Origin of the sequence: Polaromonas naphthalenivorans CJ2 (assembly GCF_000015505.1) — a bacterium.
GTDB lineage: Bacteria > Pseudomonadota > Gammaproteobacteria > Burkholderiales > Burkholderiaceae_C > Polaromonas > Polaromonas naphthalenivorans.
This window is the reverse complement of record NC_008781.1, coordinates 1,591,593-1,614,848: the sequence shown is the minus strand read 5'-3', so window position 1 is coordinate 1,614,848 and position 23,256 is coordinate 1,591,593. Positions and strand designations below refer to the sequence as shown.

The following is a 23,256-nucleotide window of genomic DNA, read 5'->3' as shown; positions in this document are numbered from 1 at the left end:
CGCTTCTATTTTCATAGCAACCCGCAATTCCGGGCAGGTTGCAGGCAAAAACACGGGACCGCGCAGGCCTATCGCCCGGTCCCCAAAACCCCGCCCGTAAAATCATTCGGGCATGCCCCTGATCACCCTCATCCTCCTTCCATTCATCGGCAGCCTGCTGGCGGCGGTGCTGCCGGCCAATGCGCGCAACACCGAATCCACGCTGGCGGGCCTGATCGCCCTGTTCTGCACCGTGCAGGCGGCGCTGTACTTTCCGCAGATCGCAGGCGGCGGCGTGCTGCGCGAGGAAATCGAATGGCTGCCGGCCCTCGGGCTCAACCTGGTGATCCGCCTGGACGGATTTGCCTGGATGTTCTGCATGCTGGTGCTGGGCATCGGCTCGCTGGTGGTGCTGTATGCGCGCTACTACATGTCGCCCAGCGACCCGGTGCCGCGCTTTTTTGCCTTCTTTTTGGCCTTCATGGGCGCCATGGTCGGCATCGTGCTGTCGGGCAACATCGTCCAGCTGGCTTTTTTCTGGGAGCTGACCAGCCTTTTTTCATTTTTGCTGATCGGCTACTGGCACCACCGCAAGGATGCGCGGCGCGGCGCCCGCATGGCGCTGACCGTGACCGGCAGCGGCGGGCTGTGCATGCTGGCCGGCATGCTGGTCATCGGCCACATCGTCGGCAGCTACGACCTGGACCGGGTTCTGGCCGCCGGGGAGCAGATCCGCGCGCATCCGCTGTATTTGACCTGCCTGGTGCTGGTGCTGCTGGGCGCGCTGACCAAGAGCGCGCAGTTTCCGTTTCATTTCTGGCTGCCGCATGCCATGGCGGCGCCGACGCCGGTGTCGGCCTATCTGCATTCGGCCACCATGGTCAAGGCCGGCGTGTTCCTGCTGGCCCGGATGTGGCCGGTGCTGGGCGGCACCGAGCCGTGGTTCTGGCTGGTCGGCGGCGCGGGCCTGTGCACGCTGCTGGTCGGCGGTTATGCGGCGATGTTCCAGCATGACCTCAAGGGGCTGCTGGCGTATTCGACGATTTCGCACCTGGGCCTGATCACGCTGCTGCTGGGCCTGAACAGCCCGCTGGCCGCCGTCGCCGCCGTGTTCCACATCATGAACCATGCGACCTTCAAGGCCTCGCTGTTCATGGCGGCCGGCATCCTGGACCACGAAAGCGGCACGCGCGACATCCGCCGGCTGTCGGGACTGCGCACCATGATGCCGGTGACCGCCACGCTGGCCATGGTGGCCAGCGCGGCGATGGCCGGCGTGCCGCTGCTCAACGGCTTTTTGTCCAAGGAAATGTTCTTTGCCGAAACCGTCTTCATCCAGGCCACGCCGCTGATTTCCCGGCTGCTGCCGGTGGCCGCCACGCTGGCCGGCATGTTCAGCGTGGCCTATTCGCTGCGCTTCACGGTCGATGTGTTCTTCGGCCCGCCGGCCACCGACCTGCCGCGCCAGCCCCATGAACCGCCGCACTGGATGCGCGTGCCGGTCGAGTTGCTGGTACTGGCCTGCCTGGTGGTCGGCATATTCCCCGAACGCACCGTCGGCCGCTTCCTCGATGCGGCGGCGCGTCCGGTGGTGGGCGGCGAGCTGCCCGAGTTCAGCCTGGCTGTCTGGCATGGCCTGAACACGCCTTTTTTGATGAGCATCGTGGCCATGCTGGGCGGCAGCCTGATGTATTGGGTGCTGCGTCGCCAGCGCCTGCTGGGCCATGTCGATGCGCCGCCGCTGATGCACCGCATCAATGGCAAGCGCCTGTTCGATGGCGCGCTGGCCCTGCTGACCCAGGCCGGGCGCAAGGGCCGGCGGCTGCTGGCCACGCGGCGCCTGCAGTGGCAGATGCTGTGGCTGGCATGCGCCGTGCTGGCGGCGGGCACGCTGCCGATGTGGACCCGGGGCCTGTACGTGGGCGACCGGGCTTCGCTGCCGCTGTCGCCGGCATTTGCCCTGCTGTGGACGGTAGGCGCGGGCTGCGCCGTGGTTGCCGCCTGGCAGGCCAAATACCACCGCATGGCCGCGCTCGCGCTGATGGGCGGGGCCGGGCTGTGCACCTGCATCACTTTTTTATGGTTTTCGGCGCCCGACCTGGCGCTGACGCAGCTGGTGGTGGAAACCGTGACCACGGTGCTGATGCTGCTGGGCCTGCGCTGGCTGCCCAAGCGCCAGGAAAGCCTGCGGCTGATCGGCCGGGCCGAGCGGCGCGGCACGCGCTTGCGCCGCAACCGCGACCTGCTGCTGGCGGTGGGCGCCGGCACGGGCATGGCGCTGCTGGCCTGGGCCATGATGAGCCGGCCCTTTCCCGAAAGCACCTCGACCTTCTTCCTGGAGCGCGCGCTGAGCGAAGGCGGCGGCACCAACGTCGTCAATGTCATGCTGGTGGACTTCCGGGGCTTTGACACCTTTGGCGAAATCGTCGTGCTGGGCATCGTGGCGCTGACGGTGTATGCGCTGCTGCGGCGCTTTCGGCCGGCGCTTGAAGCCATGGACCTGCCCGAGCAGCAGCGCGCCATGCCGCCCGACCTGGCCACCGACCTGCTCAACCCGCGCCTGGCGGCGGACACGGCCGTGGGCTACCTGATGGTGCCGGCGGTGCTGGCGCGACTGCTGCTTCCGTTTGCCGTCATGGTGGCCTTGTTCATCTTCATGCGCGGGCACAACGAGCCGGGCGGCGGCTTTGTCGCCGGGCTGGTGCTGTCGGTAGCGCTGCTGCTGCAGTACATCATCTCGGGCACCCACTGGGTCGAGGCGCACATGCCCTTGCGGCTGCGGCGCTGGATTGCCATGGGACTGCTGACCGTGCTGGCGACCGGCCTGGCCTCGCTGGCCTGGGGCTATCCCTTCCTGACCAGCCACACCGCCCACTGGGTGCTGCCGCTGATCGGTGAAATCCATGTGCCCAGTGCGATATTTTTCGACATCGGCGTGTTCGCGCTGGTGGTCGGCTCCACGCTGATGATCCTGACTTCGATTGCCCACCAGTCGGTGCGCGGCCATCGCCACCACGCCCGGATGGCCGAAGACACCCCCGAGGCGCTGGCCTCGTCCACGCAAACAGGAGGCCTCTGATGGAAATTGTCCTGGCGATGGCCATCGGCGTGCTGACCGGCTCGGGCGTGTGGCTGCTGCTGCGCCCGCGCACCTTCCAGGTCATCATGGGCCTGGCGCTGCTGTCGTATGCGGTCAACCTGTTCATCTTCAGCATGGGGCGGCTGGGCCTGTCGCTGGGCAAGGCGCCGGTGCTGGTGCAGGTGCCGGGCGTGCCGCAAAGCCTGTCGCACTATGCCGACCCGATGCCCCAGGCGCTGACGCTGACGGCCATCGTCATCGGCTTTGCCATGACGGCGCTGTTCCTGGTGGTGCTGCTGGCCTTGCGCGGCATGTCGGGCACCGACCATGTGGACGGCAGCCAGGCGGACGATGCGCAGGACATGCCATGAGCCTGACAAGTTCCCTGAACCAGGCGATGGCGCCGCTGATGCCGCACCTGATGCTGGCGCCCATCTTGCTGCCCCTGCTCACTGCCGCGCTGATGCTGCTGATGCGGGAAGACAGGCAGCGCTTCAAGCTGATCGTCAACATGGGCTCGACCCTGCTGGGCCTTGGCGTGTCGCTGGCCCTGCTGGGCTGGGCCGACCAGCAAGGCGCCGCTTCGACCATGGACGTTTACCTGGCGGGCAACTGGCCGGCGCCCTATGGCATCGTGCTGGCGCTGGACCGCCTGTCGGCCATGATGCTGGTGCTGGCCAGCACCATCGCGCTGGCATCGAGCGTGTTTGCCGCCGCCCGCTGGCACCGTGCGGGCGTTCACTTTCACCCGCTGTTCCAGCTCCAGCTCATGGGCCTGTGCGGCGCCTTCCTGACGGCCGACCTGTTCAACCTGTTCGTGTTCTTCGAGATCATGCTGGCCGCCTCCTACGGGCTGCTGCTGCATGGCTCGGGGCGCGCGCGCGTACAGTCAGGGCTGCACTTCATTGCCATCAACCTGGCCGCATCGTCGCTGTTCCTCATCGGCGCGTCGATGCTCTACGGCATCACCGGCACGCTGAACATGGCCGACCTGGCGCAAAGCATTCCGATGATCGTCGAGGCCGACCGGGGCCTGCTGCATGCCGCCGCCGGCATTTTGGCCACGGCCTTTTTGATCAAGGCGGCCATCTGGCCACTGAACTTCTGGCTGGTGCCGGCCTACAGCGCGGCGACGGCGCCGGTCGGCGCGCTGTTCGCCCTCATGACCAAGGTCGGGATCTACGTGATCCTGCGGCTGTGGCTGCTGCTGTTCGGCATGGACGCCGGGCCTTCGGCGCAGTTCGGCAGCCTGTGGCTGATAGTCGGCGGCATGGTGACGATGGTGTTTGGCGCCATCGGCATGCTCGGCTCGCAGCGCATTGGCTACCTGGCCGGTTATGGCGCCATCCTGTCGTCGGGCAGCCTGCTGGCCGCCGCCGGGTTTGGCCAACCCCTGCTGACGGCCGGCCTGCTCTATTACCTGCCGAGTTCCACGCTGGCCATCAGCGCCCTCTTCCTGCTGGCCGACCTGATGGACCGCTGGCGCAATGACGGCGCCAGCCAGGCGCCTTTCGCCGACGACGAGGCGCCGTTCCTGACGGCCGAACTGGTGCCTGCCGTGGGCCTGAACCTTGACCAGGACGAGGAAGTGCTTACCGGCCAGGTGATTCCCGCCGCCGTGGCCTTGCTGGGCCTGGCCTTCATGGCCTGCACCCTGGTGATCACCGGCCTGCCGCCGCTGTCCGGCTTTGTCGGCAAATTCGCCATGCTGACGGCCCTGCTCAATCCCTTCGGGCTCGGCCAGCCGGGCGCGCAGCCTGCGGGCGCGGCGGGCTGGATGCTCGTGGCGCTGTTGATCGGCACCGGCCTGCTGGCGCTGATTGCGCTGACGCGCGCCGGCATCCTGCATTTCTGGGCGACCTACGACCGCGCATTGCCGCAGCTGCGCGTGCTCGAAGGCCTGCCGATTGCCTTTTTGCTGGGCGCCTGCCTGCTCCTGACGCTGCAGGCCGGCCCGGTCATGCGCTACATGCAGGCCACCGCCGATGCGCTGCACGCGCCCGGACTTTATGTGCGGGCAGTCATGTCCGCCCGGCCGATACCGGGGCCGCAGGCGCCACGGATCGATCCGGCCAAGGAGGCGCCTTGAAAAAAATCCTGCCCGCGCCGCTGCTGTCGGCGGCGCTGTTCGTGCTGTGGCTGCTGCTGAACCGCACGCTGGGCGCGGGCCATGTGCTGCTGGCGCTGGTCCTGGCGCTGGCAATTCCCCTGCTGACCGCCGGACTGCGGCCGGTGCCGGTGCGCATCCGCAGGCCGGGCCTGGCGCTGCGCCTGCTGCTCACGGTGGCTGGCGATTCGGTGCGCTCGAACATCGCCGTGATTGGTTTGCTGCTCAGGCCGGGCAGCCGGCGCCATCCGCCCGGTTTTGTGCAGGTGCCGCTGGACCTGCGCGACCCGAATGCGCTGGCGGCGCTGGCCCTGATTGTCTGCCTGACTCCCGGCACCGCCTGGGCCGAGCTGTCGCTGGACCGCGCCACCTTGCTGCTGCATGCGCTTGAAGTTGACGACGCCAGCGCCATGGCCGCGCAGATCAAGGCGCGTTACGAGCGCCCATTGATGGAGATTTTTGAGCCATGAACCCGATACTTTCGTGGGCGCTGCCGCTGGCCCTGTGCATGCTGGCGCTGGCCATGCTCTGCACCATGATCCGGCTGATCAAGGGGCCTTCGGCGCAGGACCGGGTGCTGGCGCTGGACTGCATGTACCTGAACGGCATGCTGGCGATGCTGGTGCTGGGCCTGATCGACGGCAGCAGCCATTATTTCGAGGCCGCGCTGCTGATTGCGCTGCTGGGTTTTGTCGGCACCACGGCGATGGCCAAGTTCCTGCTGCGCGGCGAGGTGATCGAATGACGGGCTTGGTCCTGCCGATGTGGGCTGAAATCAGCGTCGCCGCGCTGGTGCTGGCGGGCGCCGGACTGGCGCTGCTGGGCTCGTTCGGCTTGCTGCGCCTGCCGACGTTTTTCGAGCGCGTGCATGCACCGGCCATCATTGCCACGCTGGGCTGCTGGTGCGTGATGTGGGGCATGGTGCTTTTTTTCTCGCTCCGGCAGGGTGAGCTGGCCGTTTTTCCGCTGCTGATCGCGGTGTTCATCGCCATCACCGTGCCCATCCCGACGATTTTCCTGATGCGCGCCAGCCTGTTTCGTGCGCGGCAGATGGGCCAGGACGTGCCGCCCAGCGTCAGCCGCGTCGTTCCGCCTGGGGTCAAGGACTCCTGAATTGATAGCTGTTGATGCCGGCAGATATTGCGCAGAAGGCTGATTTTTCCTGAAAGCATCCAAACCGCCAACACCCCTCAAGGCAAAAGCGTGATATCCCCGACATAAGCCAGGCTATGGTCAGCCGTATTGTCCGAATCGGCGCCGACCAGCACGGCGTGCAGCGGCGGCAAAGTCGCGCTTTCCTCGCCGAAGGCGCGCTGAAAATCCGCCGCTAGGTCTTGCCGGTGCGCCACCCACTGGCCCAGGTGCTGCTCGCCGCTGTCCAGCACGATCATGCGCATGCGGTGGGTGAAGGCGTTGTGCAGCAGCGTTCCGGGCGGCAGCGTCGCGTCCCAGACGTAGCACAGCGTGGCGGCGGGCAGGTATTGGCCGCTGACCGAGCGCGCCACGCGCAACAGGTTGCGCTCGACGAATCCGAGCTGCTCGATGGGCAGGTCAAACAGCGCGCAGACCTTGAGAGGGCTGTCGTCGCCCGCGCGCTGGCGCAGGTCGGCCTGGCGCAGCGGCTGGTCCAGGCGCCAGCGCCAGTTCAGATGCATGCCGGGCGCCAGCGCGAAGTCCGGCAGGTCATGCACCAGGTTGGCGTAGGAGTGGTCGGTCTGCACCCGCAGCACCGGATGCCCGTCCAGCGGCATGATGTCGAAGCGCGTCAGCGGCTTGTGGCCCTTGGGCAGGGCCACCACGCGCCAGGGGGCGGGCGGCTCCGTGCCGCTGGCCGAGGAGAAAAGGCTCAGGTGCGCAGCGGCGGGCGCAGCGGCAGCCTCCAGCGGCACGGAATTTTGGCCAAAAGCGGCTGTTGCGCACGCGCATAAAGCGCAAGCAGCTATTAAAAAAGTAGCATTCCGGCTGGTTGGGAACGTGGATGGCAAGCGATTCAGTTTCATGGTCAATGCCGTTTCCGGTCGTGGTGTCTGCGCGCCCATTAGAGCAGGCGCGCCCGGTGTCAAGCGTTTCCAAACCCCCCGCCGCCCGGCGTGTGGATCTCGAACACATCGCCCGGCTGCATTTGGACCTGGCCGATGTGCGCCAGCGTTTCAACCCGGCCGTCGGCGCGCACCACGCGGTTCAGCCCGACCTCGCCCGGCTGGCCGCCGGCCATGCCGAAAGCCCCGTATTTGCGGCCGTTGGACAAAATGCTGGCCGTCATTGGCTCCAGGAACCTGACGCGCCGCACACCGCCGTTGCCACCCATCCACTTTCCGGCGCCGCCCGAGCTGGCGCGGATTTCGTAGCTCTCCAGCCGCACCGGAAAGCGGAACTCCAGCACCTCCGGGTCGGTCAGCCGCGAATTGGTCATGTGGGCCTGCACCACCGACGTGCCGTTGAAGCCCGACACCAGCCGGCCCGCCTCGTCCATCACGCCGCCGGCACCCGAGCCGCCCGAAATCGTTTCGTAATACTGGTGGCGCGCGTTGCCGAAGGTGAAATTGTTCATGGTGCACTGGCCCGCCGCCATGATGCCCAGCGCGCCGTAGAGCGCGTTGGTGATGCAGGTCGAGGTTTCGACATTGCCAGCCACCACCGAGGCGGGCGGGTTCGGGTTCAGCATCGAGCCCGCCGGAATGATGACCTTCAGCGGCTTCAGGCAGCCGGCGTTGAGCGGAATGTCGTCGTCCACCAGCGTGCGGAAGACGTAGAGCACGGCCGCCATGCAGACCGCCGTGGGCGCGTTGAAGTTGTTGCTCTGCTGCGCCGACGTGCCGGTGAAGTCGATCTCGGCGCTGCGGTTTTGCGTATCGACGCGAATCGCCACGCTGATCCGCGCGCCGTTGTCGAGCAGCAAGGTGAACGCGCCGTTTTTGAGCCGGGTGATGACGCGGCGCACCGACTCCTCGGCGTTGTCCTGCACATGGCGCATGTAGGCCAGCACCACGCCCAGGCCGAAATGCCCGACCATCTTGCGCAGTTCCTGCACGCCTTTTTCATTCGCGGCAATCTGCGCCTTCAAATCGGCCATGTTCTGCTGCGGGTTGCGGCTGGGGTATTCGCCGCTTTTGAGCAGCGCCAGCATCTCGGCCTCGCGCAGCACGCCGCGCTCGACCAGCAGGAAGTTGTTGATCTGCACGCCCTCCTCTTCGATGCGGGTGGAAAACGGCGGCATCGAGCCCGGCGTGATGCCGCCGATGTCGGCATGGTGGCCGCGCGAGCCGACGTAAAAAATCGGTTCGGCGCCGTCCAGGTAAACCGGCGTGATCACCGTGATGTCGGGCAGATGCGTGCCGCCGTGGTAGGGGTCGTTCAGCGCATACACGTCGCCCGGCTGCATCGTGCCGGCGTTCTCGCGGATCACGGTCTTGATGCTCTCGCCCATCGAGCCCAGATGCACCGGCATGTGCGGCGCATTGGCGATCAGGTTGCCTTCGGTGTCGAACAGCGCGCAGCTGAAGTCCAGCCGCTCCTTGATGTTGACCGAGTAGGCGGTGTTCTGCAGTTGCAGGCCCATCTGCTCGGCAATGTTCATGAACAGGTTGTTGAAGACTTCGAGCAGCACCGGGTCCACCGTCGTTCCTGCTGCAAACTTGATGGCACGCTGCGCCCGCCGTTCCAGCACCAGATGGTCCAAAGCCGTCAAGCTCGCTTCCCAGCCGGGCTCGACCACCGTAGTCGCGTTCTGCTCGGCAATGATGGCCGGGCCGGCAATGATGTCGCCGGGCCGCAGGTCTTCGCGCACCACCAGCGCCGCGTCAATCCAGTGGCCGCCCGAATACATGCGAACGGTTTCGCGGCGCACTTCGGCCATGTCGCGCGGCGCGTGCAGGGCGTGGCGCGGCTCGGACGGCGCATCGCCCGCCACGACCGATTCGACCGACACGGCCTCGACCACCAGCGCCTTGCTGTGCATCAGGAAGGAAAAGCGCTGGCGGTAGGCGGCCTCGAAGCTGGCGGTGATGGCGGCAACCGCTGGCCCCCACCCCGGCCCTCCCCCAGCGAGGGAGGGAGTCAAACCGGGCGCGGGGAAAGGCACGATCAGCGCCGCGTCGCTGCCTTCGTAGCGCACATGCACGCGCTGATGGGTGGTGACGGCGCCCATGCTGACCTGCTGTCGCTGCAATTCGGCTTCGGCGGTGGCGGCCAGGCGGTCGAGCTTGCCGGCGATTTCAGGCAATGCGGCTTCCGACAGCTTGAGTTCCACCGCCTGCTCGCGGATCACGTTCTGGTCGGCCAGCCCCATGCCGTAGGCGCTCAGCACCCCGGCCAGCGGATGCACGAACACCCGCATCATGCCCAGCGCATCGGCCACCAGGCAGGCGTGCTGGCCACCGGCGCCGCCAAAACACTGCAGCGTGTAGCGCGTCACGTCGTAGCCGCGCGCGACCGAAATCTTCTTGATCGCATTGGCCATCTGCTGCACGGCAATGTGGATGAAGCCCTCGGCCACGTCCTCGGCGCTGCGGCCGGCCTGCAGCGCCAGTTCGCCGAACCCGGCCTGCGCCGCCTCCGCGCTCAGGGGCTGATCGGCCTGCGCACCAAACACCTTGGGGAAATAACGTGGCTGGATTTTGCCCAGCATCACGTTGGCGTCGGTCACGGCCAGCGGGCCGCCGCGCCGGTAGCTGGCCGGCCCCGGATTGGCGCCAGCGCTTTGCGGGCCGACGCGAAAGCGCTCGCCGTCAAAGCGCAGGATTGAGCCACCGCCGCTGGCCACCGTGTGGATGCTCATCATCGGCGCGCGCATGCGCACGCCGGCCACCTGGGTCTCGAACTCGCGCTCGAACTGGCCGGCGTAATGCGACACATCGGTCGAGGTGCCGCCCATGTCAAAGCCAATCACCTTGTCAATGCCCGCAATCGCCGCCGTTCGCGCCATGCCGACAATGCCGCCGGCCGGGCCGCTCAAGATTGCGTCCTTGCCCTGGAACGCATGCGCGTCGGTCAGGCCGCCCGACGACTGCATGAAGAACAGCTTGACGCCCGGCATCTCGCCGGCCACCTGCTCCACGTAGCGGCGCAGGATGGGCGACAAATACGCATCGACCACGGTGGTGTCGCCCCGGCTGACGAACTTCATCATCGGGCTGGTTTCGTGCGAGGTGCTGATCTGCGTGAAGCCGGTTTCCTCGGCGATCCGCCTGGCCGCCTTTTCGTGGCCGGTGAAGCGGTAGCCGTGCATGAAGACAATCGCAACGCTGCGCAGCCCTTGCTGATAATGCGTGAGCAGCTCTTGTTTCAATAGCACCTCGTCCAGCGGCTGAAGCACCTCGCCCTGCGCGCCGATGCGTTCGTCGGCCTCGACCACGGCGCTGTAGAGCAGCTCGGGCAGCACGATGTGGCGGTCGAACAGGCGCGGCCGGTTCTGGTAGGCAATGCGCAGCGCATCCCGAAAGCCGCGCGTGGTGACCAGCAGCGTGGGCTCGCCCTTGCGTTCGAGCAGCGCATTGGTGGCGACCGTGGTGCCCATCTTCACGCACTCGACCACGCCGGCCTGAATCGCCTCGCCGGGCCTCAAGCCCAGCAGGTGGCGGATGCCGGCGACCGCCGCATCGCGGTACTGCTCGGGGTTGTCGCTCAGCAGCTTGTGCGTGACCAGCGAGCCGTCGGGCTTCCTGGCAACGATGTCGGTGAAGGTGCCGCCCCGGTCAATCCAGAACTGCCAAAGTTTTTTCATGGGCTTGCCTTTCAGGACAGCGCAGCCAGGACCAGCCCGGGCTGCGCGGTTAAAGTCATGGCTGCATTGTCACGTCAACCACCTGCTTTTATCCATGCTGCCTGTTCTTGCCATCTGTATCGGCGCCTCGCTGGGCGCGCTGTCCCGCTGGGGCTTGTCCCTGTGGCTGTCGCCCGGCGGCCTGATTCCCTGGGGAACGCTGGCCGCCAACCTGCTGGGCGGCTACCTGATCGGCATGGCCATTGCGGTGTTCCAGGCCATGCCGCAGATTGACCCGGTCTGGCGCCTGCTGCTGGTCACCGGCTTTCTGGGCGGGTTGACGACGTTTTCGACCTTTTCGGCCGAGGTCGTGACTTACCTGCTCGAAGCGCGCTACGGCATGGCCGCAGGCGTCGCCCTGGTCCATGTGATGGGCTCGCTCTTGATGACGGCGGCGGGCATCAAGACCGCTCTGTTTTTTATAGCTGCCCGTGCAGGCTAGGCGTGCGCAAAAGCACTTTTTGACTCACTGGCTTGATGCCAGCGCCCAAGAATCACGCGTCGCCCAGCCCAATCGGCGCTGGCGCCCGCATCACGATGCGCGTGAACAGGCGATCATAGGCCGGGTCGGGCGAATATTTGCCGGCCAGCGGATCGCAGTTTTTCTCGAAGGCCGCATCGAGTTCCTTCCATTCGGCAGGGGTCAGCACTTTTTCGGCTTCGGGCAGGATCACGGTTTCCTCAAGCCGCATGTGCTCCAGGTAGAACTTCACGTAGCGATTGCACTCGGCCACGAAAGCCGGCCTGCGCGGCTCGCCCAGGAGTTCCCAGGCCAGCAGCAGGTGCTGCAGTTCGCGCACGGCTTTTTCACCGTTGATGTGGTCGTTCTCCAGCTTCTGCACGGCCGCCATGACCGACGGCGAAGCGCGGACCACGCGCGGAAACAGCAGGTCGGATTCCTTGGGATGATGCAGGCGCTCGGGGAATTCATCGATGTAGAACAACATGGCGCGCAGCACGTCGAAGAACTGCTCGGGGTTGTCTCCGGGGCCGTGCTCGACCATCATGGTCATGGAGCGGAGCATGGCGGCCAGTGACGAATGCTCGTCGCGAATGATTTGCAGGCTGGTGTGTTTGATGGCAATCTCCCTGATTATTGTGATGAAGCCAGAGAATGCCCCGAGCCTGGCGTGGGCGCCATGACACAGGTCAAAGTTTCATCGGCTTCAAGCCCTGCTGAAACAGGGAGTTACACACTGGGTACGCCCTGGCGCCCAAACCTTCAATGCTTGTGCTCGCCGTGGTGTCCGGATTTTTCGTCGCCTGGCCCTGCGTCGTTTGCGGCGGCGGAAGGAGCCACCGCACTCACGGGCAGCGTCAGTTCAAGCCGGCTTTCAACGCCCTTGGCATCTTGCAGGCGCAGCGTCAGCGGCACCGTGCTGCCCTTGGGCAGGGGCTGCTTCAACTCCATCAACATGACGTGGTAGCCGCCGGGCTGCAATGGCACGGTCTGGCCGGCCGGCAAATCCAGCACGGGCACGGCGCGCATTCTCATGATGTCGCCTTCCATCTTCATTTCATGCACCTCGGCAACGCCGGCCACGGGTGACAAAACGCCGACCAGTTTGGCGCCGTCTTTGGCGGTGATGCGCATGAACGCGCCCGTGCCTTTCTGGCCCGGCACGGTGGCGCGGACCCAGGCGCCCTTGACCTCGACGGTTTGGGCATGCAGGGCGCTGCAGGCCAGCAGCAAGGCGGCGGTCAATAGTTTGAATTTCATGGGAATCTCCGGTGTCTGGGTTTAAAAAAGTCAAAAGCCGGCATGCGTCACGCCGGCGCGGTGCTCAGTGTTGATGGGCGCCTGGCGCATGCACCATGACAGGCATGGATGCGGCGGCGGCTGCTGCTTCGGGGCCGGTGACTTCGAGCAAGACCGCGGGCGATTTCAGGCCTTTGGCGGAACTGCCCGAGGCCGGAACTTCACTCCAGTCGTTGCTGCCGCTTTCGCAGGTCTGCAGCACCTTGAACCACAGCGGCCCGGCGGTCTCGGGCAATTTGCCGCGCAGCACGAACTCGTCGAAAAACGCGTCCTGCAGCGCCGCCTCCTTGCCGGCCGCCGTCCAACTCACCACGCTGAAGTCTTCGGTGACCGGCTTGCCGTGGCTGTCGTAGGGTCTGGCGAGTTTTTCCTGCTGGACGGACAAGGTCCAGCCGGCTTTCGGATAGGGTTTGGCGCCCTGGAAACCGGCGGGAATTTGAACCCTGATGCCCGTGGTCGCCGACCCCTGGCAGCCGTGGCCGACCTGGAAAACAGCTTTGTAGGTGCTGCTGGCGGGAGCCGTTTTGCCTTCCAGCGAAACATGAGAGAAGACAGGCAAGGCCAGCACGCAGAGTGCGCAGGCAGCCATGCTTTTTGTAGCGATTGAGATATTCATGGAACACAACTATTGAACGGAACGATAAAAGGCGCGCAGACCCCATCGGTCAGCACGCAAGCCCTTAGCCTCGGCGGAGGCGGTTCAGATCAAAAAGTGCGGCGGCCCACGGCTGAAAGGCAGCCCGGGGTTGATGGTGACGACATCGGCCGGAAAATCGGCGGCGGCCACCTGTTCGCCGGCAAAGCAGGGAATGGCCGCGACCGGCAGCGGCGGCAAGGCCCAGCCCAGCGAAGCGCACAGGTCGCAATGCGCGCCGGCCTGCGGTGCATCACCGGAGCCGGCGTCCGCGCTGATTCCCGAGACCGCGTTGGCGCTGCAGAGGCCGCCCAGCTGGCCGGTGCGCACCTCTTCGGCCAGCATCGACAGCGGCGCCACCAGCGCCGACAGCACGGCCAGAAAGCTCAGAAAAGCAGCCAGGCGCGCCCATACAGACAAGGGTGGGCGAGCGGGTGGGCGGGTGGACACGGCGCGATTGTAGAGATGAAAAGCTGGCCTTACCCGGACGCTGGCGCGCTTACTGCGCAGCGTTGGGAAAAAACAGCTGCTCGCCGTTGATCTGGTAGCCGGCAATCACGCCCTGCCCGGCTGGCGAAATCACCCAATCGACAAATTTTTGCGCCTCAAGCACCTTGGTTTGCGGGTGTTTGGCGGGGTTGACAACCATCACGCCGTACTGGTTGAAAAGCCGCTTGTCGCCTTCGACCAGCACGGCCAGGTCCGCGCGGTTCTTGAACGACAGCCAGGTGCCCCGGTCGGCCAGCACATAGGCGCCCAGGCTGGCTGCCATGTTCAGCGCCGGCCCCATGCCGCAGCCGCAGGCCTTGTAGCCCGCAAAAGCCGGTGGCTCGACGCCGGCATTTTTCCAGTAGCGCAACTCGGCCGCGTGGGTGCCGCTCTTGTCGCCGCGCGAAATGAAGCCGGCGTTGGCGGCGCTGACTTTTTTCAGCGCTTCGACGATGTCCCGACCCTTGACCTGGGCCGGATCAGCGGCCGGGCCGATCAGCACGAAGTCGTTGTACATCACCGGGTAGCGCTTGAGGGCGAAGCCTTCGGCCACGACTTTTTCCTCGGCCACCTGGTCGTGCACGAACAGCACGTCGGCATCACCCCGGCGGCCCATGTCGATGGCCTGGCCGGTGCCGACCGCCACCACTTTCACGTCGATGCCGCTGGCCTTTTTGAATTCGGGCAGCAAATGGCCAAACAGCCCCGACTGCTCGGTGGAGGTGGTGGACGCCATCACGATGCTGGATGTCTGTGCTATCGAAAGCGTAGCTGCCAGCACAACAGGGATAAGCGCAAGAGCCCTGAAAGGCTTGAAAAATTTGCTGAAAACATTCATCCCAGTTCCCCTTTTAAAAAATTGGCGGCGGCGACGGGCAACGGCCCGTTGAAAAAAGCATGCGTGGGCAAGTCGGCGACCAGCCGGCCCTGCTCCAGATACACCACCCGGCTGGCCAGGCGCTTGACCTGGCCCAGGTTGTGGCTGCTGAAGATCAGCGTCATGCCGGCGTCGGCGAATTCGGCCATCAGCCGCTCGACCTCGCGCTTGGCCGCCGGGTCGAGGCTGGACGTGGGCTCATCAAGCAGCAAGACCTGCGGCTGGAGCGCCCAGGCCCGCGCCAGCGCCACGCGCTGCTGCTGCCCGCCGGACAGGGCCTTGGCATTGCGCCCGGCCAGGTCGGCCAGCCCCACGCGTTCGAGCGCCTGCAGCGCCTGCGCCTTGGCCAGCGTCCAGGGAACGCTGTTCAGCCACAAGCCCAGCGCGACGTTGTGCAGCACGCTGGCGCGCAGCATGTAGGGGCGCTGGAACAGCATCGCCTGGCGCGCGCGGGCATCCATCTGAAAACTCCCTTTTGCAGGCGCAATGAGTCCGTGCAGCGTGCGCAGCAGGGTGCTTTTGCCGCTGCCGTTGGAGCCGACCAGCGCCAGCCTGTCGCCGGCGCAAATGCGCAGGCTGCAGTCGCTGAGCGCCGGAACGCGGCCAAACCGCACGCTGACGGCATCGAGGCTGAAAAGCGGCGTCATGGCGATGCACGCCCGGCAACCGGGGTTGCGACCAGGACGGCCTCCACATCGGGCAGCGGGTCGTCAAGCCGTTCGCGCCAGCGCCGCACCAGCGCGATCAATAGATTGAGCAGCAGCACCACGCCCAGCAGCACAAGGCCCAGCGCCAGCGCCAGCGGCAGGTCGCCCTTGCTGGTTTCCAGCGCAATCGAAGTCGTCATGACGCGCGTAAAGCCTTCGATGTTGCCGCCCACGATCATCACCGCGCCGACCTCCGAAATGGCACGGCCAAAGGCGGCCATCAGCACCGTCAGCAAGGCATAGCGCTCGTCCCACAGCAGGATCAGGCCGCGCATGAAACGGCGCGCGCCCAGCGACTCGAACTGCTCGCCGTGGCTGCGGTCGGCGTCGTCAATGCTCTGGCGCACCAGCGCGGTGACCACTGGGAGCACCAGCACGCTTTGCGCCAGCACCATCGCCTTGAAGGAAAACAGCCAGCCCAGAAAACCCAGCGGCCCGGTGCGCGACAGCAGCAAATACACCACCAGCCCGACCACCACCGAAGGCAGCGCCAGCGCGGTATTGAGCAGGGCCAGCACGACGGCGCGGCCCCGAAAGCGCGCCACGCCCAGCCAGGCGCCGGCAAGCAGCCCGGCGCTGCAGGCAATCACGCAGGCCAGGGCGCTGACGGCCAGCGACCGCACGACGATGCCGGCCAGCAAGGGGTCGAGCGAGGTGATCAGCGAAAAAGCCGTGATGGCGCTGCTTGAGAAGGTGTTCATGCGCTGCGTTTTGCCAAAACTGTAGCGCAGCACCCAAAACTTTTCGTTGTCTAGGTAGTAGTCTTTATGAAGCTGTTTGCATAGGAAAGCAGCGCGCTTGCTCGCCGGGGTGCGCACGGATAATCAGCGCTACACGCCATGCACAAAGTCCAACTCTCCTACCTGTTGACGCCCGAGCGCGGCAAGGACGCGCTGATCCGCAACCCGATGATGGACATGCTCCATGCGGTCAGCGAGCAGGGCTCGATTTCAAAGGCCGCCCGGGCGCTGGACCTGTCGTACCGCCATGTCTGGGGTTCGCTCAAGGACTGGGAGCAGGCGCTGGGCCGCAGCCTGATCGTCTGGGACAAGGGCCAGCGCGCGCGGCTGACCGAGTTCGGCGCAAAGCTGCTCTGGGCCGAGCGCCAGGCGCAGGCCCGGCTGGCGCCGCAGATCGAAGCGTTGCGCGGCGACATCGAGCGCGCTTTCGCCACCGCGTTTGACGACAGCACCCATGTCCTGACGCTGTATGCCAGCCACGACGCGGCGCTGTCGGCGCTGCGCGAGCAGGCCAGCCAGCGGGGCCTGCATCTGGATATCCGCTTCATGGGCAGCGTCGATGCCATCGCGGCGCTGAACGCCGGGCGCTGCATGATGGCCGGCTTTCATGTGCGCGACCAGCCGCAGCGCCATTCGGCGGCCGCGCAGACCTACCGCAGCCTGCTCAAGCCCGGCCTGCACAAGCTGATCGGCTTTGCCCACCGCCAGCAGGGCCTGATCGTTGCCAAAAACAACCCGCTGCAGATTGAAGGACTGGCTGATGTGGCGCAGCCGGGCATGCGCTATGTGAACCGCCCCGAAGGCACGGGAACGCGGGTGCTGCTGGACGACCTGCTGGCCGAAGCCGGCCTGTCTCCAGCGGATCTCCAGGGCTACGGCACGCTGGAGCCATCGCACACCGCCGTGGCGCAAGCCGTTGCCAGCGGCGCGGCCGATGCGGGGCTGGGCATTGAAGCGGCAGCGCGGGAGAAAGGCCTGGGGTTCGTGCCGCTGGCGCAGGAGCGTTACCACCTGGTCTGCCTGAAGTCCGAGTTGCCTACGGCGCAGGTGCAGGCGCTGCTCAAGGAACTGCAGGGCGGCGAGTGGCAGGCCACGCTGGACAGGCTGCCGGGCTACAGCGGCGCGCTGGCCCAGAGCGGCAAGGTGCTGTCATTGCGTGCGGCTTTGCCGTGGTGGAGCTACCGCAGGGAAAAACGTGACGACGGCTCGGCGCATGCTGCGGGCTGATGCGGGGCGGGGCGGGACTGGGCTGGGCTTGGTGGAGTTCGCTGCTTGATTTGTGGCTGGGTTGGCTTTGCGTGGTTGGGCTGGCCGGGGGTTGCCCGGCGGCAAGTAACTTTCTTTTGCTTCGCCAAAAGAAAGTCACCAAAGAAAAGGCGACCCGGCTGTCTGGGTCCCTTCGCTTCGCTACGGGCAACCTGCGCTGCCCCGGAAAAACGGGGGTCGGCGCAAACTCGCTTCACTGCGTTACGCTCAAACAGCGCGCCGCCCTGATCCCGTTTTTCCGGGGCATCGCAGGCCCAGACAGAACGGGGCAATCGGGGAACGAAATCCAAACAGCCGAACAGCCACCGCGCCCGAATTTCAGCCCTTAATGCTACCAATTCGATAGCTGGTTGCGCAGGTGCTACCTGCGCCAGGGGCACTTTTTATGCACAAATGCCGGCCTCTGACCCCGAATCCGCATCCGAACCCGCCCCCGCAAGTCCCGTTCTGGCTGGGCCTGTGATGACCGGCAAAAGCGGGATCAGGGCCGCGCGCTGTTTGAGCCGCAGGCGAGTTTGCGCGGACCCCCGCTTTTGCCGGTCATCACAGGTTGCCCGTAGCGAAGCGCAGGGACCCAGACTGCGGGTCGCCTTTCTTTTGCTTACTTTTCTTTGGCGAAGCAAAGAAAAGTGAGTCGCCGCCGGGCGATTCCCGGCCAGCCCAACCACGAAGAGTCAACCCAGCAAGCACCAATAGCTATCATTTTCATAGCGCACAAGACCTGAATCCACAAAAGATGTCATCCCGCTCCGGCCGGTAAAAATTCCGGAAATTGGGATGTTTCAGCCGCGCCCGGGTGGCAAACGACGCGCCGCGCAGCACCTTGTGCGTGCCAAACGAAGGCTCCGAATACGCCCGCCAGGGGTCGGGCGCAAAGCCCGGATACGGCCTGAAGGTCGTGCCCATCCATTCCCACACATCGCCCCAGCGAAAGCCCCGGCGCGCCGCCGTGTGCGCGGCCACCTCCCACTCCACCTCGGCCGGCAGGCGGCGCCCGGCCCAGCGGCACCAGGCGTCGGCTTCCCACCAGCTCAGGTGCATCGCCGGCTGCGTGCCCTGCATGCGCATGGGCTGGCCAAAACGGGTCTGGATGACGGCGCCGCTGCCGATGCCGATCTGCTCCACGTAGCGCGGGCCGCGCCGGCCCTCGACTGCCGCCAGCGCCTGCAGCCATTGCCAGCCGTCGGGATGCCAGAACGCCGGCTGGTCATAAGCGCCATCGGCGACAAACTCGACGTACTGCGACCAGGTCACGGCCTGGGCGTCGATCTCAAACTCGGGCACGCTGATGGCATGCACCTGCTGTTCGTTGTCAAACGCAAACCCGGCCCCGGCGCCTGACGCGCTGCCCATGCGCCAGGTCGTGGCCGGAACCAGCATCGGCTCGCGCAGCACCATCGGCGACGGCGTGAACGCGGTTTGCAGAGGCTTGTCCAGCGGCAGGCCCAGGGTCTGCGCCATGCAGGTCAGGGCTTCGTCCTGCAGGTCTTCGTGAAACAGGCTCAGCCGGTAAAAGTACAGGGCATCGTCATCGGTGCCGGCCTTTTCCAGCAATTCGAGCGTGCTTTCCAGCGTCTCGAGCAGATACGCACGGCAGTCGCCCATGTCCGGCAGGTCCAGCGTCCAGCGCCTGTCATGGGGCACCTGGCCCGGATCCCACCAGCGGTCTGCGTTCGGCTCCATCGACGCCAGCCGGGAGTGGCCGGGCTCGCAGCGGCTGCCCAGCGCCCGCTGCAGGTTGCGGCCAATCCAGCGTTCCTGGAACCAGCCCACATGGCCGAGCATCCACAGCGGCGGGTTCAGCGCCGGCATCTGGGGCACCTTGAAGTTCCCCGCCTCCAGCGTATTTTGGTACTGGCCAAACAGGTGCAGCGTGTGGTTGCGCGCATCCATCAGCGCCAGCGACAGCAACTCGGGGCCTGCGCGCCTCATCAGCGGGGAGTCGATCAGCTTCGGGCTGTCGGCGGCCGGGGAGGAAGATGAAGAGGGGAAGGGTTCTGTAGCCACAACAAGTGTCCTGGAAATATCCTGAAAACAGGGTGATCTGGCGGGCGATGAAGATTCCAAGCATAGCAAGGCATGGCCGCCGCGTGGCAAAAATCAATCCTTTTACACGGTGAAACCCGTCCCGCCATCGCCTTGAAACCGCCGTGTTCTAAACTTGACGGATGAACGCGTCCGCTACTTCCCCCTCCCCCCGCCTGCCTGCATCAATCCTCACGCCCCGCCTGACCAGCCTGTCGCACGGCGGCGGCTGCGGCTGCAAGATCGCGCCCGGCGTGCTGAGCGAAATCCTGAAGAATTCCAGCAACCTGCCGATTCCTCCCCAGTTGCTGGTCGGCATCGAAACCGCCGACGACGCAGCGGTTTACCAGCTCAACGACGAGCAGGCCTTGATTGCCACCACCGACTTTTTCATGCCCATCGTCGATGACCCGTATGACTTCGGCCGCATCGCCGCGACCAACGCCATCAGCGACGTGTACGCCATGGGCGGCACGCCCATCATGGCGCTGGCGCTGGTCGGCATGCCGGTCAACGTGCTGCCGCTGGAAACCATCGGCTTGATCCTGCGCGGCGGCCAGGACGTGTGCCGCGATGCCGGCATCCCGATAGCGGGCGGCCACACGATTGACTCGGTCGAACCGATCTACGGCCTGGTCGTGCTGGGCCTGGTCCACCCTTCGCGGGTCAAGAAAAACTCGGGCGCCAGGGCCGGCGATGTGCTGATCCTGGGCAAGCCGCTGGGCGTCGGCATCTTGTCGGCCGCGCTGAAAAAGGAAGCCCTGAGCGCCGAAGGCTATGCGCAAATGATTACCGTCACCACGCAGCTGAACAAGCCCGGCATCGAGTTGTCAAAAATGGAGACGGTGCATGCCATGACCGACGTGACCGGCTTCGGCCTGCTCGGCCACGGGCTGGAACTGGCGCGCGGCGCCCATCTCAAGATGCAGCTTCAGCTCGACCGGATTCCGCTGCTGCCCGGCGTGCTCGAACTCGCGGCGCAAGGCATGGTCACCGGCGCCTCGGGGCGCAACTGGGACAGCTACGGCGCGCAAGTCTCGCTGCCCGCCGGCATCAGCCCGGCGCACCAGGCCCTGCTGAGCGACCCGCAAACCAGCGGCGGCCTGCTGGTGGCCTGCGCGCCCGAGGCGGCTGACGCCGTGCTGGCCTGTTTTAAAAGCCACGGCTTTGACGCGGCGCGCCAGATTGGCGACATGGCCGAAGGCAGCGGCGTGAGCGTTTCCTGATCATTCCGATGACCTTGCCGGCCTGCTGACCCCGGGCAAGGCTGCGGGAATACACCGTCGCGGCAACCCGCAGCCGTCTCTATAGTTGTTCCTACAATCGCCCACTCACGCCAAGCATCGTCCGCTGGACCCAACCCTGTCCTGCGGACGAGATTTGTGCGCATGTCCTTTACCCCGGAGACAAAAATTGCACGCCTTGCTTAAATTTTCAAAAGCCGTGGACTGGCTGAACACCCAGGTCGGCAAATACGCCATCTGGCTGATCCTGGCCTCCACCGTCATCAGCGGCGTCAATGCCATCATTCGCAAGCTGTTCAACATGAGTTCAAACGCCTACCTGGAAGTGCAGTGGTATCTGTTTGCCGCCTCCTTCCTGCTTGCGGCAGGCTACACGCTGCTGAACAACGAGCATGTGCGCATCGATGTGGTGTCCAGCCGCCTGTCCAAGCGCGGGCAGATCTGGGTGGACATCATCGGATTCACCTTCTTTTTGACGCCGATCTGCCTGGCCGTGCTCTGGTACGGCATTCCGTTTTTCCTCCAGGGCCTGCGCTCGGGCGAAACGTCGTCGAATGCCGGCGGCCTGATCCGCTGGCCGGTGTACGCCATGATTCCGCTGGGTTTCACGCTGCTGATGCTGCAGGGCTGGTCGGAACTGATCAAGCGCTTCGCCTTTCTCCAGGGGCTGATTGACGACCCGACGCTCAAGCGGGTTGAAAAAACCAGCGAAGAAGAACTGGCCGAAGCGATCAGCCGGCTCGCCGAGTCAAAAACCAGCGCCCGCTGATCCCCGGAGAACAATGTGGAATTTTTGACTCACAACTTTGCCCCGATCATGTTCGCGGGCCTCATCGTCTTTTTGCTGATGGGCTTTCCGGTGGCGTTCAGCCTGGGCGCCTGCGGCATTTTCTTCGGCTTCGTCGGCATTGAACTCGGCCTGCTGCCCGAAGCGCTGATCCAGGCGCTGCCGCTGCGCCTGTTCGGCATCATGCAGAACGACACGCTGCTGGCGATTCCCTTCTTTACCTTGATGGGGCTGATCCTGGAGCGCAGCGGCATGGCCGAGGACTTGCTCGACACGATTGGCCAGCTGTTCGGCCCGGTTCGCGGCGGCCTGGCGCTGGCGGTGATCTTTGTCGGCGCGCTGCTGGCGGCCACGACCGGCGTGGTGGCGGCGTCGGTGATCTCGATGGGCCTGATCTCGCTGCCCATCATGCTGCGCTACGGCTACGACCGGCGCATTGCCTCGGGCGTGATTGCCGCGTCCGGCACGCTAGCGCAGATCATTCCGCCGTCGCTGGTGCTGATCATCCTGGCCGACCAGCTGGGCCGCAGCGTCGGCGACATGTACAAGGGCGCGTTTTTGCCGGGCTTCATGCTGACGGGCATGTACGCCGGCTACGTGATGCTGCTGGCCATCTTCAAACCCACATGGGTGCCGGCGCTGCCGCTTGAGGCACGCGTCTTTCGCGAACCCAGCGGCTCCAGCGGCACGCCTTCGCTGCTGCTGCTGACCCTTGTCTCGGCCGGCGCGGCCATCTTTTTCGGCCAGCACATTGCCGACGTTCACACCTGGTGGAGCGGCCAACCGGTGACCACGGTGCCGAAAGACGAAACCATCGTCGTGTCGCTGTGCGTGGGCGTCATGCTGGCCTTCGTGATGGCGGTCATCAACAAGGCGACGCGCCTTGGCCTGCTGTCGCGCATGGCCGAGCGCGTGACCTTTGTGCTGATTCCGCCGCTGCTGCTGATCTTTCTGGTGCTGGGAACCATCTTTCTGGGCGTGGCCACGCCGACCGAGGGCGGCGCCATGGGCGCGCTGGGCGCACTGATCATGGCGCTGGTGCGCGGCCGCCTGAGCCTGCCTTTGCTCAGGCAGGCGCTCAACACGACCACCAAGCTGTCGTGCTTCGTGGTGTTCATCTTGATCGGATCGACCATTTTCAGCCTGGTGTTCCAGGGCATTGACGGCCCGCGCTGGGTCGAGCATTTGCTGACCAGCCTGCCCGGCGGGCAGATCGGTTTTCTGATCGTGGTGAACATCATGATCTTCTTCCTGGCCTTTTTCCTGGACTTCTTCGAGCTGTCCTTCATCGTCGTGCCGCTGCTGGCGCCGGTGGCGCAGAGCCTGGGCATCGACCTGATCTGGTTCGGGGTGCTGCTGGCGGTCAACATGCAGACCTCGTTCATGCACCCGCCCTTCGGCTTTGCGCTGTTTTACCTGCGCAGCGTGGCGCCTACGCTGCCCTATACCGACCGGGTGACCAGGCAGCTGATCCAGCCGGTCACGACCATGCAGATCTATTGGGGCGCGGTGCCTTTCGTGCTGATGCAGATCATCATGGTGGGCCTCATCATCGCCTTCCCGGGCATTGTGTCGGGCGAACTCGACAAGCCCAAGGCGGTGGACATGGAACAGATCCGCCTGCAGATGGAGGCCGATGTCAACAAGTCGGAATCGGCGCAAGATGCCTACGGCGCCGGCGCCCAGCCTGGCTCAGGCGCCGGCCTGATGCCCGAGCCCGAAGCGATCGAGCCGCCTGCGGTCGATGACAAAGACCTGTTCAAGCCTGCGGAAGGCGCGGCTCCGGACGCGAAAAAATAGGT

21 protein-coding genes are annotated in these 23,256 nt (G+C 65.5%); 11 read left to right on the top strand and 10 right to left on the bottom strand.

Going from position 1 to position 23,256, the window contains the following annotated elements:
• The first annotated feature begins 112 nt into the window (after window positions 1–112).
• The 6 genes from PNAP_RS07610 to mnhG are packed head-to-tail and all read left to right on the top strand — an operon-like array spanning window position 113 to window position 6,278.
• Window positions 113–3,058 carry a monovalent cation/H+ antiporter subunit A gene (locus PNAP_RS07610; RefSeq protein WP_011800925.1) on the top strand — a complete coding sequence of 982 codons (2,946 nt, stop codon included), beginning with the start codon at window positions 113–115 and terminating at the stop codon, window positions 3,056–3,058.
• On the top strand, window positions 3,058–3,429 hold the full coding sequence (locus PNAP_RS07605) for a Na+/H+ antiporter subunit C (RefSeq protein ID WP_011800924.1): 372 nt from the start codon (window positions 3,058–3,060) through the stop codon (window positions 3,427–3,429). The genes PNAP_RS07610 and PNAP_RS07605 overlap by 1 nt, the downstream gene beginning before the upstream one ends.
• Window positions 3,426–5,147, top strand: a complete 1,722-nt coding sequence (locus tag PNAP_RS07600) for a monovalent cation/H+ antiporter subunit D (RefSeq protein WP_011800923.1) — start codon at window positions 3,426–3,428, stop codon at window positions 5,145–5,147. The genes PNAP_RS07605 and PNAP_RS07600 overlap by 4 nt, the downstream gene beginning before the upstream one ends.
• Complete coding sequence (locus PNAP_RS07595; RefSeq protein ID WP_011800922.1) at window positions 5,144–5,635, top strand: Na+/H+ antiporter subunit E; 492 nt, start codon at window positions 5,144–5,146, stop codon at window positions 5,633–5,635. Before PNAP_RS07600 ends, PNAP_RS07595 begins: the two co-directional genes overlap by 4 nt.
• On the top strand, window positions 5,632–5,910 hold the full coding sequence (locus PNAP_RS07590; RefSeq protein ID WP_011800921.1) for a K+/H+ antiporter subunit F: 279 nt from the start codon (window positions 5,632–5,634) through the stop codon (window positions 5,908–5,910). Before PNAP_RS07595 ends, PNAP_RS07590 begins: the two co-directional genes overlap by 4 nt.
• Entirely contained in the window at window positions 5,907–6,278 is a 372-nt protein-coding gene (gene mnhG, locus PNAP_RS07585) for a monovalent cation/H(+) antiporter subunit G (protein ID WP_011800920.1), read from the top strand. The genes PNAP_RS07590 and mnhG overlap by 4 nt, the downstream gene beginning before the upstream one ends.
• A gap of 77 nt (window positions 6,279–6,355) precedes the next feature.
• On the opposite strand, the gene PNAP_RS07580 is transcribed toward mnhG, so the two are convergent.
• Together PNAP_RS07580 and PNAP_RS07575 are read right to left on the bottom strand one after the other, a co-directional pair.
• Complete coding sequence (locus PNAP_RS07580) at window positions 6,356–7,054, bottom strand: DUF3047 domain-containing protein (protein ID WP_049763653.1); 699 nt, start codon at window positions 7,052–7,054, stop codon at window positions 6,356–6,358.
• A gap of 170 nt (window positions 7,055–7,224) precedes the next feature.
• Entirely contained in the window at window positions 7,225–10,887 is a 3,663-nt protein-coding gene (locus PNAP_RS07575) for a hydantoinase B/oxoprolinase family protein (protein ID WP_011800918.1), read from the bottom strand.
• A 94-nt stretch (window positions 10,888–10,981) separates the two neighbouring features.
• Here PNAP_RS07575 and crcB point away from each other — a divergent pair, with 94 nt between their 5' ends.
• Entirely contained in the window at window positions 10,982–11,368 is a 387-nt protein-coding gene (gene crcB / locus PNAP_RS07570) for a fluoride efflux transporter CrcB (protein ID WP_011800917.1), read from the top strand.
• A 52-nt stretch (window positions 11,369–11,420) separates the two neighbouring features.
• Here crcB and PNAP_RS07565 read toward each other — a convergent pair whose 3' ends face one another.
• The 7 genes from PNAP_RS07565 to PNAP_RS07535 form a co-directional block, all read right to left on the bottom strand.
• The gene (locus PNAP_RS07565) at window positions 11,421–12,005 is read right to left on the bottom strand and encodes a hemerythrin domain-containing protein (protein ID WP_041376599.1); all 585 of its coding nucleotides are present in this window, start codon (window positions 12,003–12,005) and stop codon (window positions 11,421–11,423) included.
• A gap of 143 nt (window positions 12,006–12,148) precedes the next feature.
• On the bottom strand, window positions 12,149–12,646 hold the full coding sequence (locus PNAP_RS07560; protein WP_011800915.1) for a copper chaperone PCu(A)C: 498 nt from the start codon (window positions 12,644–12,646) through the stop codon (window positions 12,149–12,151).
• A gap of 64 nt (window positions 12,647–12,710) precedes the next feature.
• On the bottom strand, window positions 12,711–13,301 hold the full coding sequence (locus PNAP_RS07555) for a YcnI family copper-binding membrane protein (RefSeq protein WP_011800914.1): 591 nt from the start codon (window positions 13,299–13,301) through the stop codon (window positions 12,711–12,713).
• A gap of 84 nt (window positions 13,302–13,385) precedes the next feature.
• Window positions 13,386–13,769, bottom strand: a complete 384-nt coding sequence (locus tag PNAP_RS07550) for a DUF2946 family protein (RefSeq protein WP_157040236.1) — start codon at window positions 13,767–13,769, stop codon at window positions 13,386–13,388.
• A 49-nt stretch (window positions 13,770–13,818) separates the two neighbouring features.
• Entirely contained in the window at window positions 13,819–14,646 is an 828-nt protein-coding gene (locus PNAP_RS07545; RefSeq protein ID WP_011800912.1) for a substrate-binding domain-containing protein, read from the bottom strand.
• Window positions 14,643–15,332 (bottom strand): ABC transporter ATP-binding protein, encoded by a 690-nt coding sequence (locus PNAP_RS07540; protein ID WP_011800911.1) that lies wholly within the window; start codon window positions 15,330–15,332, stop codon window positions 14,643–14,645. The genes PNAP_RS07545 and PNAP_RS07540 overlap by 4 nt, the downstream gene beginning before the upstream one ends.
• Complete coding sequence (locus tag PNAP_RS07535; RefSeq protein ID WP_011800910.1) at window positions 15,329–16,093, bottom strand: ABC transporter permease; 765 nt, start codon at window positions 16,091–16,093, stop codon at window positions 15,329–15,331. The genes PNAP_RS07540 and PNAP_RS07535 overlap by 4 nt, the downstream gene beginning before the upstream one ends.
• Window positions 16,094–16,231: 138 nt before the next feature.
• Here PNAP_RS07535 and PNAP_RS07530 point away from each other — a divergent pair, with 138 nt between their 5' ends.
• On the top strand, window positions 16,232–17,359 hold the full coding sequence (locus PNAP_RS07530) for a substrate-binding domain-containing protein (protein ID WP_011800909.1): 1,128 nt from the start codon (window positions 16,232–16,234) through the stop codon (window positions 17,357–17,359).
• A gap of 744 nt (window positions 17,360–18,103) precedes the next feature.
• On the opposite strand, the gene senA is transcribed toward PNAP_RS07530, so the two are convergent.
• Entirely contained in the window at window positions 18,104–19,405 is a 1,302-nt protein-coding gene (senA, locus tag PNAP_RS07525; RefSeq protein WP_011800907.1) for a selenoneine synthase SenA, read from the bottom strand.
• Window positions 19,406–19,566: 161 nt separating this feature from the next.
• Between senA and selD the strand changes: the two genes are divergently transcribed.
• The 3 genes from selD to PNAP_RS07510 all read left to right on the top strand — a co-directional run bounded on the left by selD (window position 19,567) and on the right by PNAP_RS07510 (window position 23,254).
• Entirely contained in the window at window positions 19,567–20,649 is a 1,083-nt protein-coding gene (gene selD, locus PNAP_RS07520) for a selenide, water dikinase SelD (protein WP_011800906.1), read from the top strand.
• 187 nt (window positions 20,650–20,836) lie between these two features.
• Complete coding sequence (locus PNAP_RS07515; RefSeq protein WP_011800905.1) at window positions 20,837–21,436, top strand: TRAP transporter small permease subunit; 600 nt, start codon at window positions 20,837–20,839, stop codon at window positions 21,434–21,436.
• Window positions 21,437–21,451: 15 nt separating this feature from the next.
• Window positions 21,452–23,254: a TRAP transporter large permease gene (locus PNAP_RS07510; RefSeq protein WP_011800904.1), complete on the top strand. Its 1,803-nt coding sequence runs from the start codon at window positions 21,452–21,454 to the stop codon at window positions 23,252–23,254.
• Window positions 23,255–23,256 lie beyond the last annotated feature (2 nt).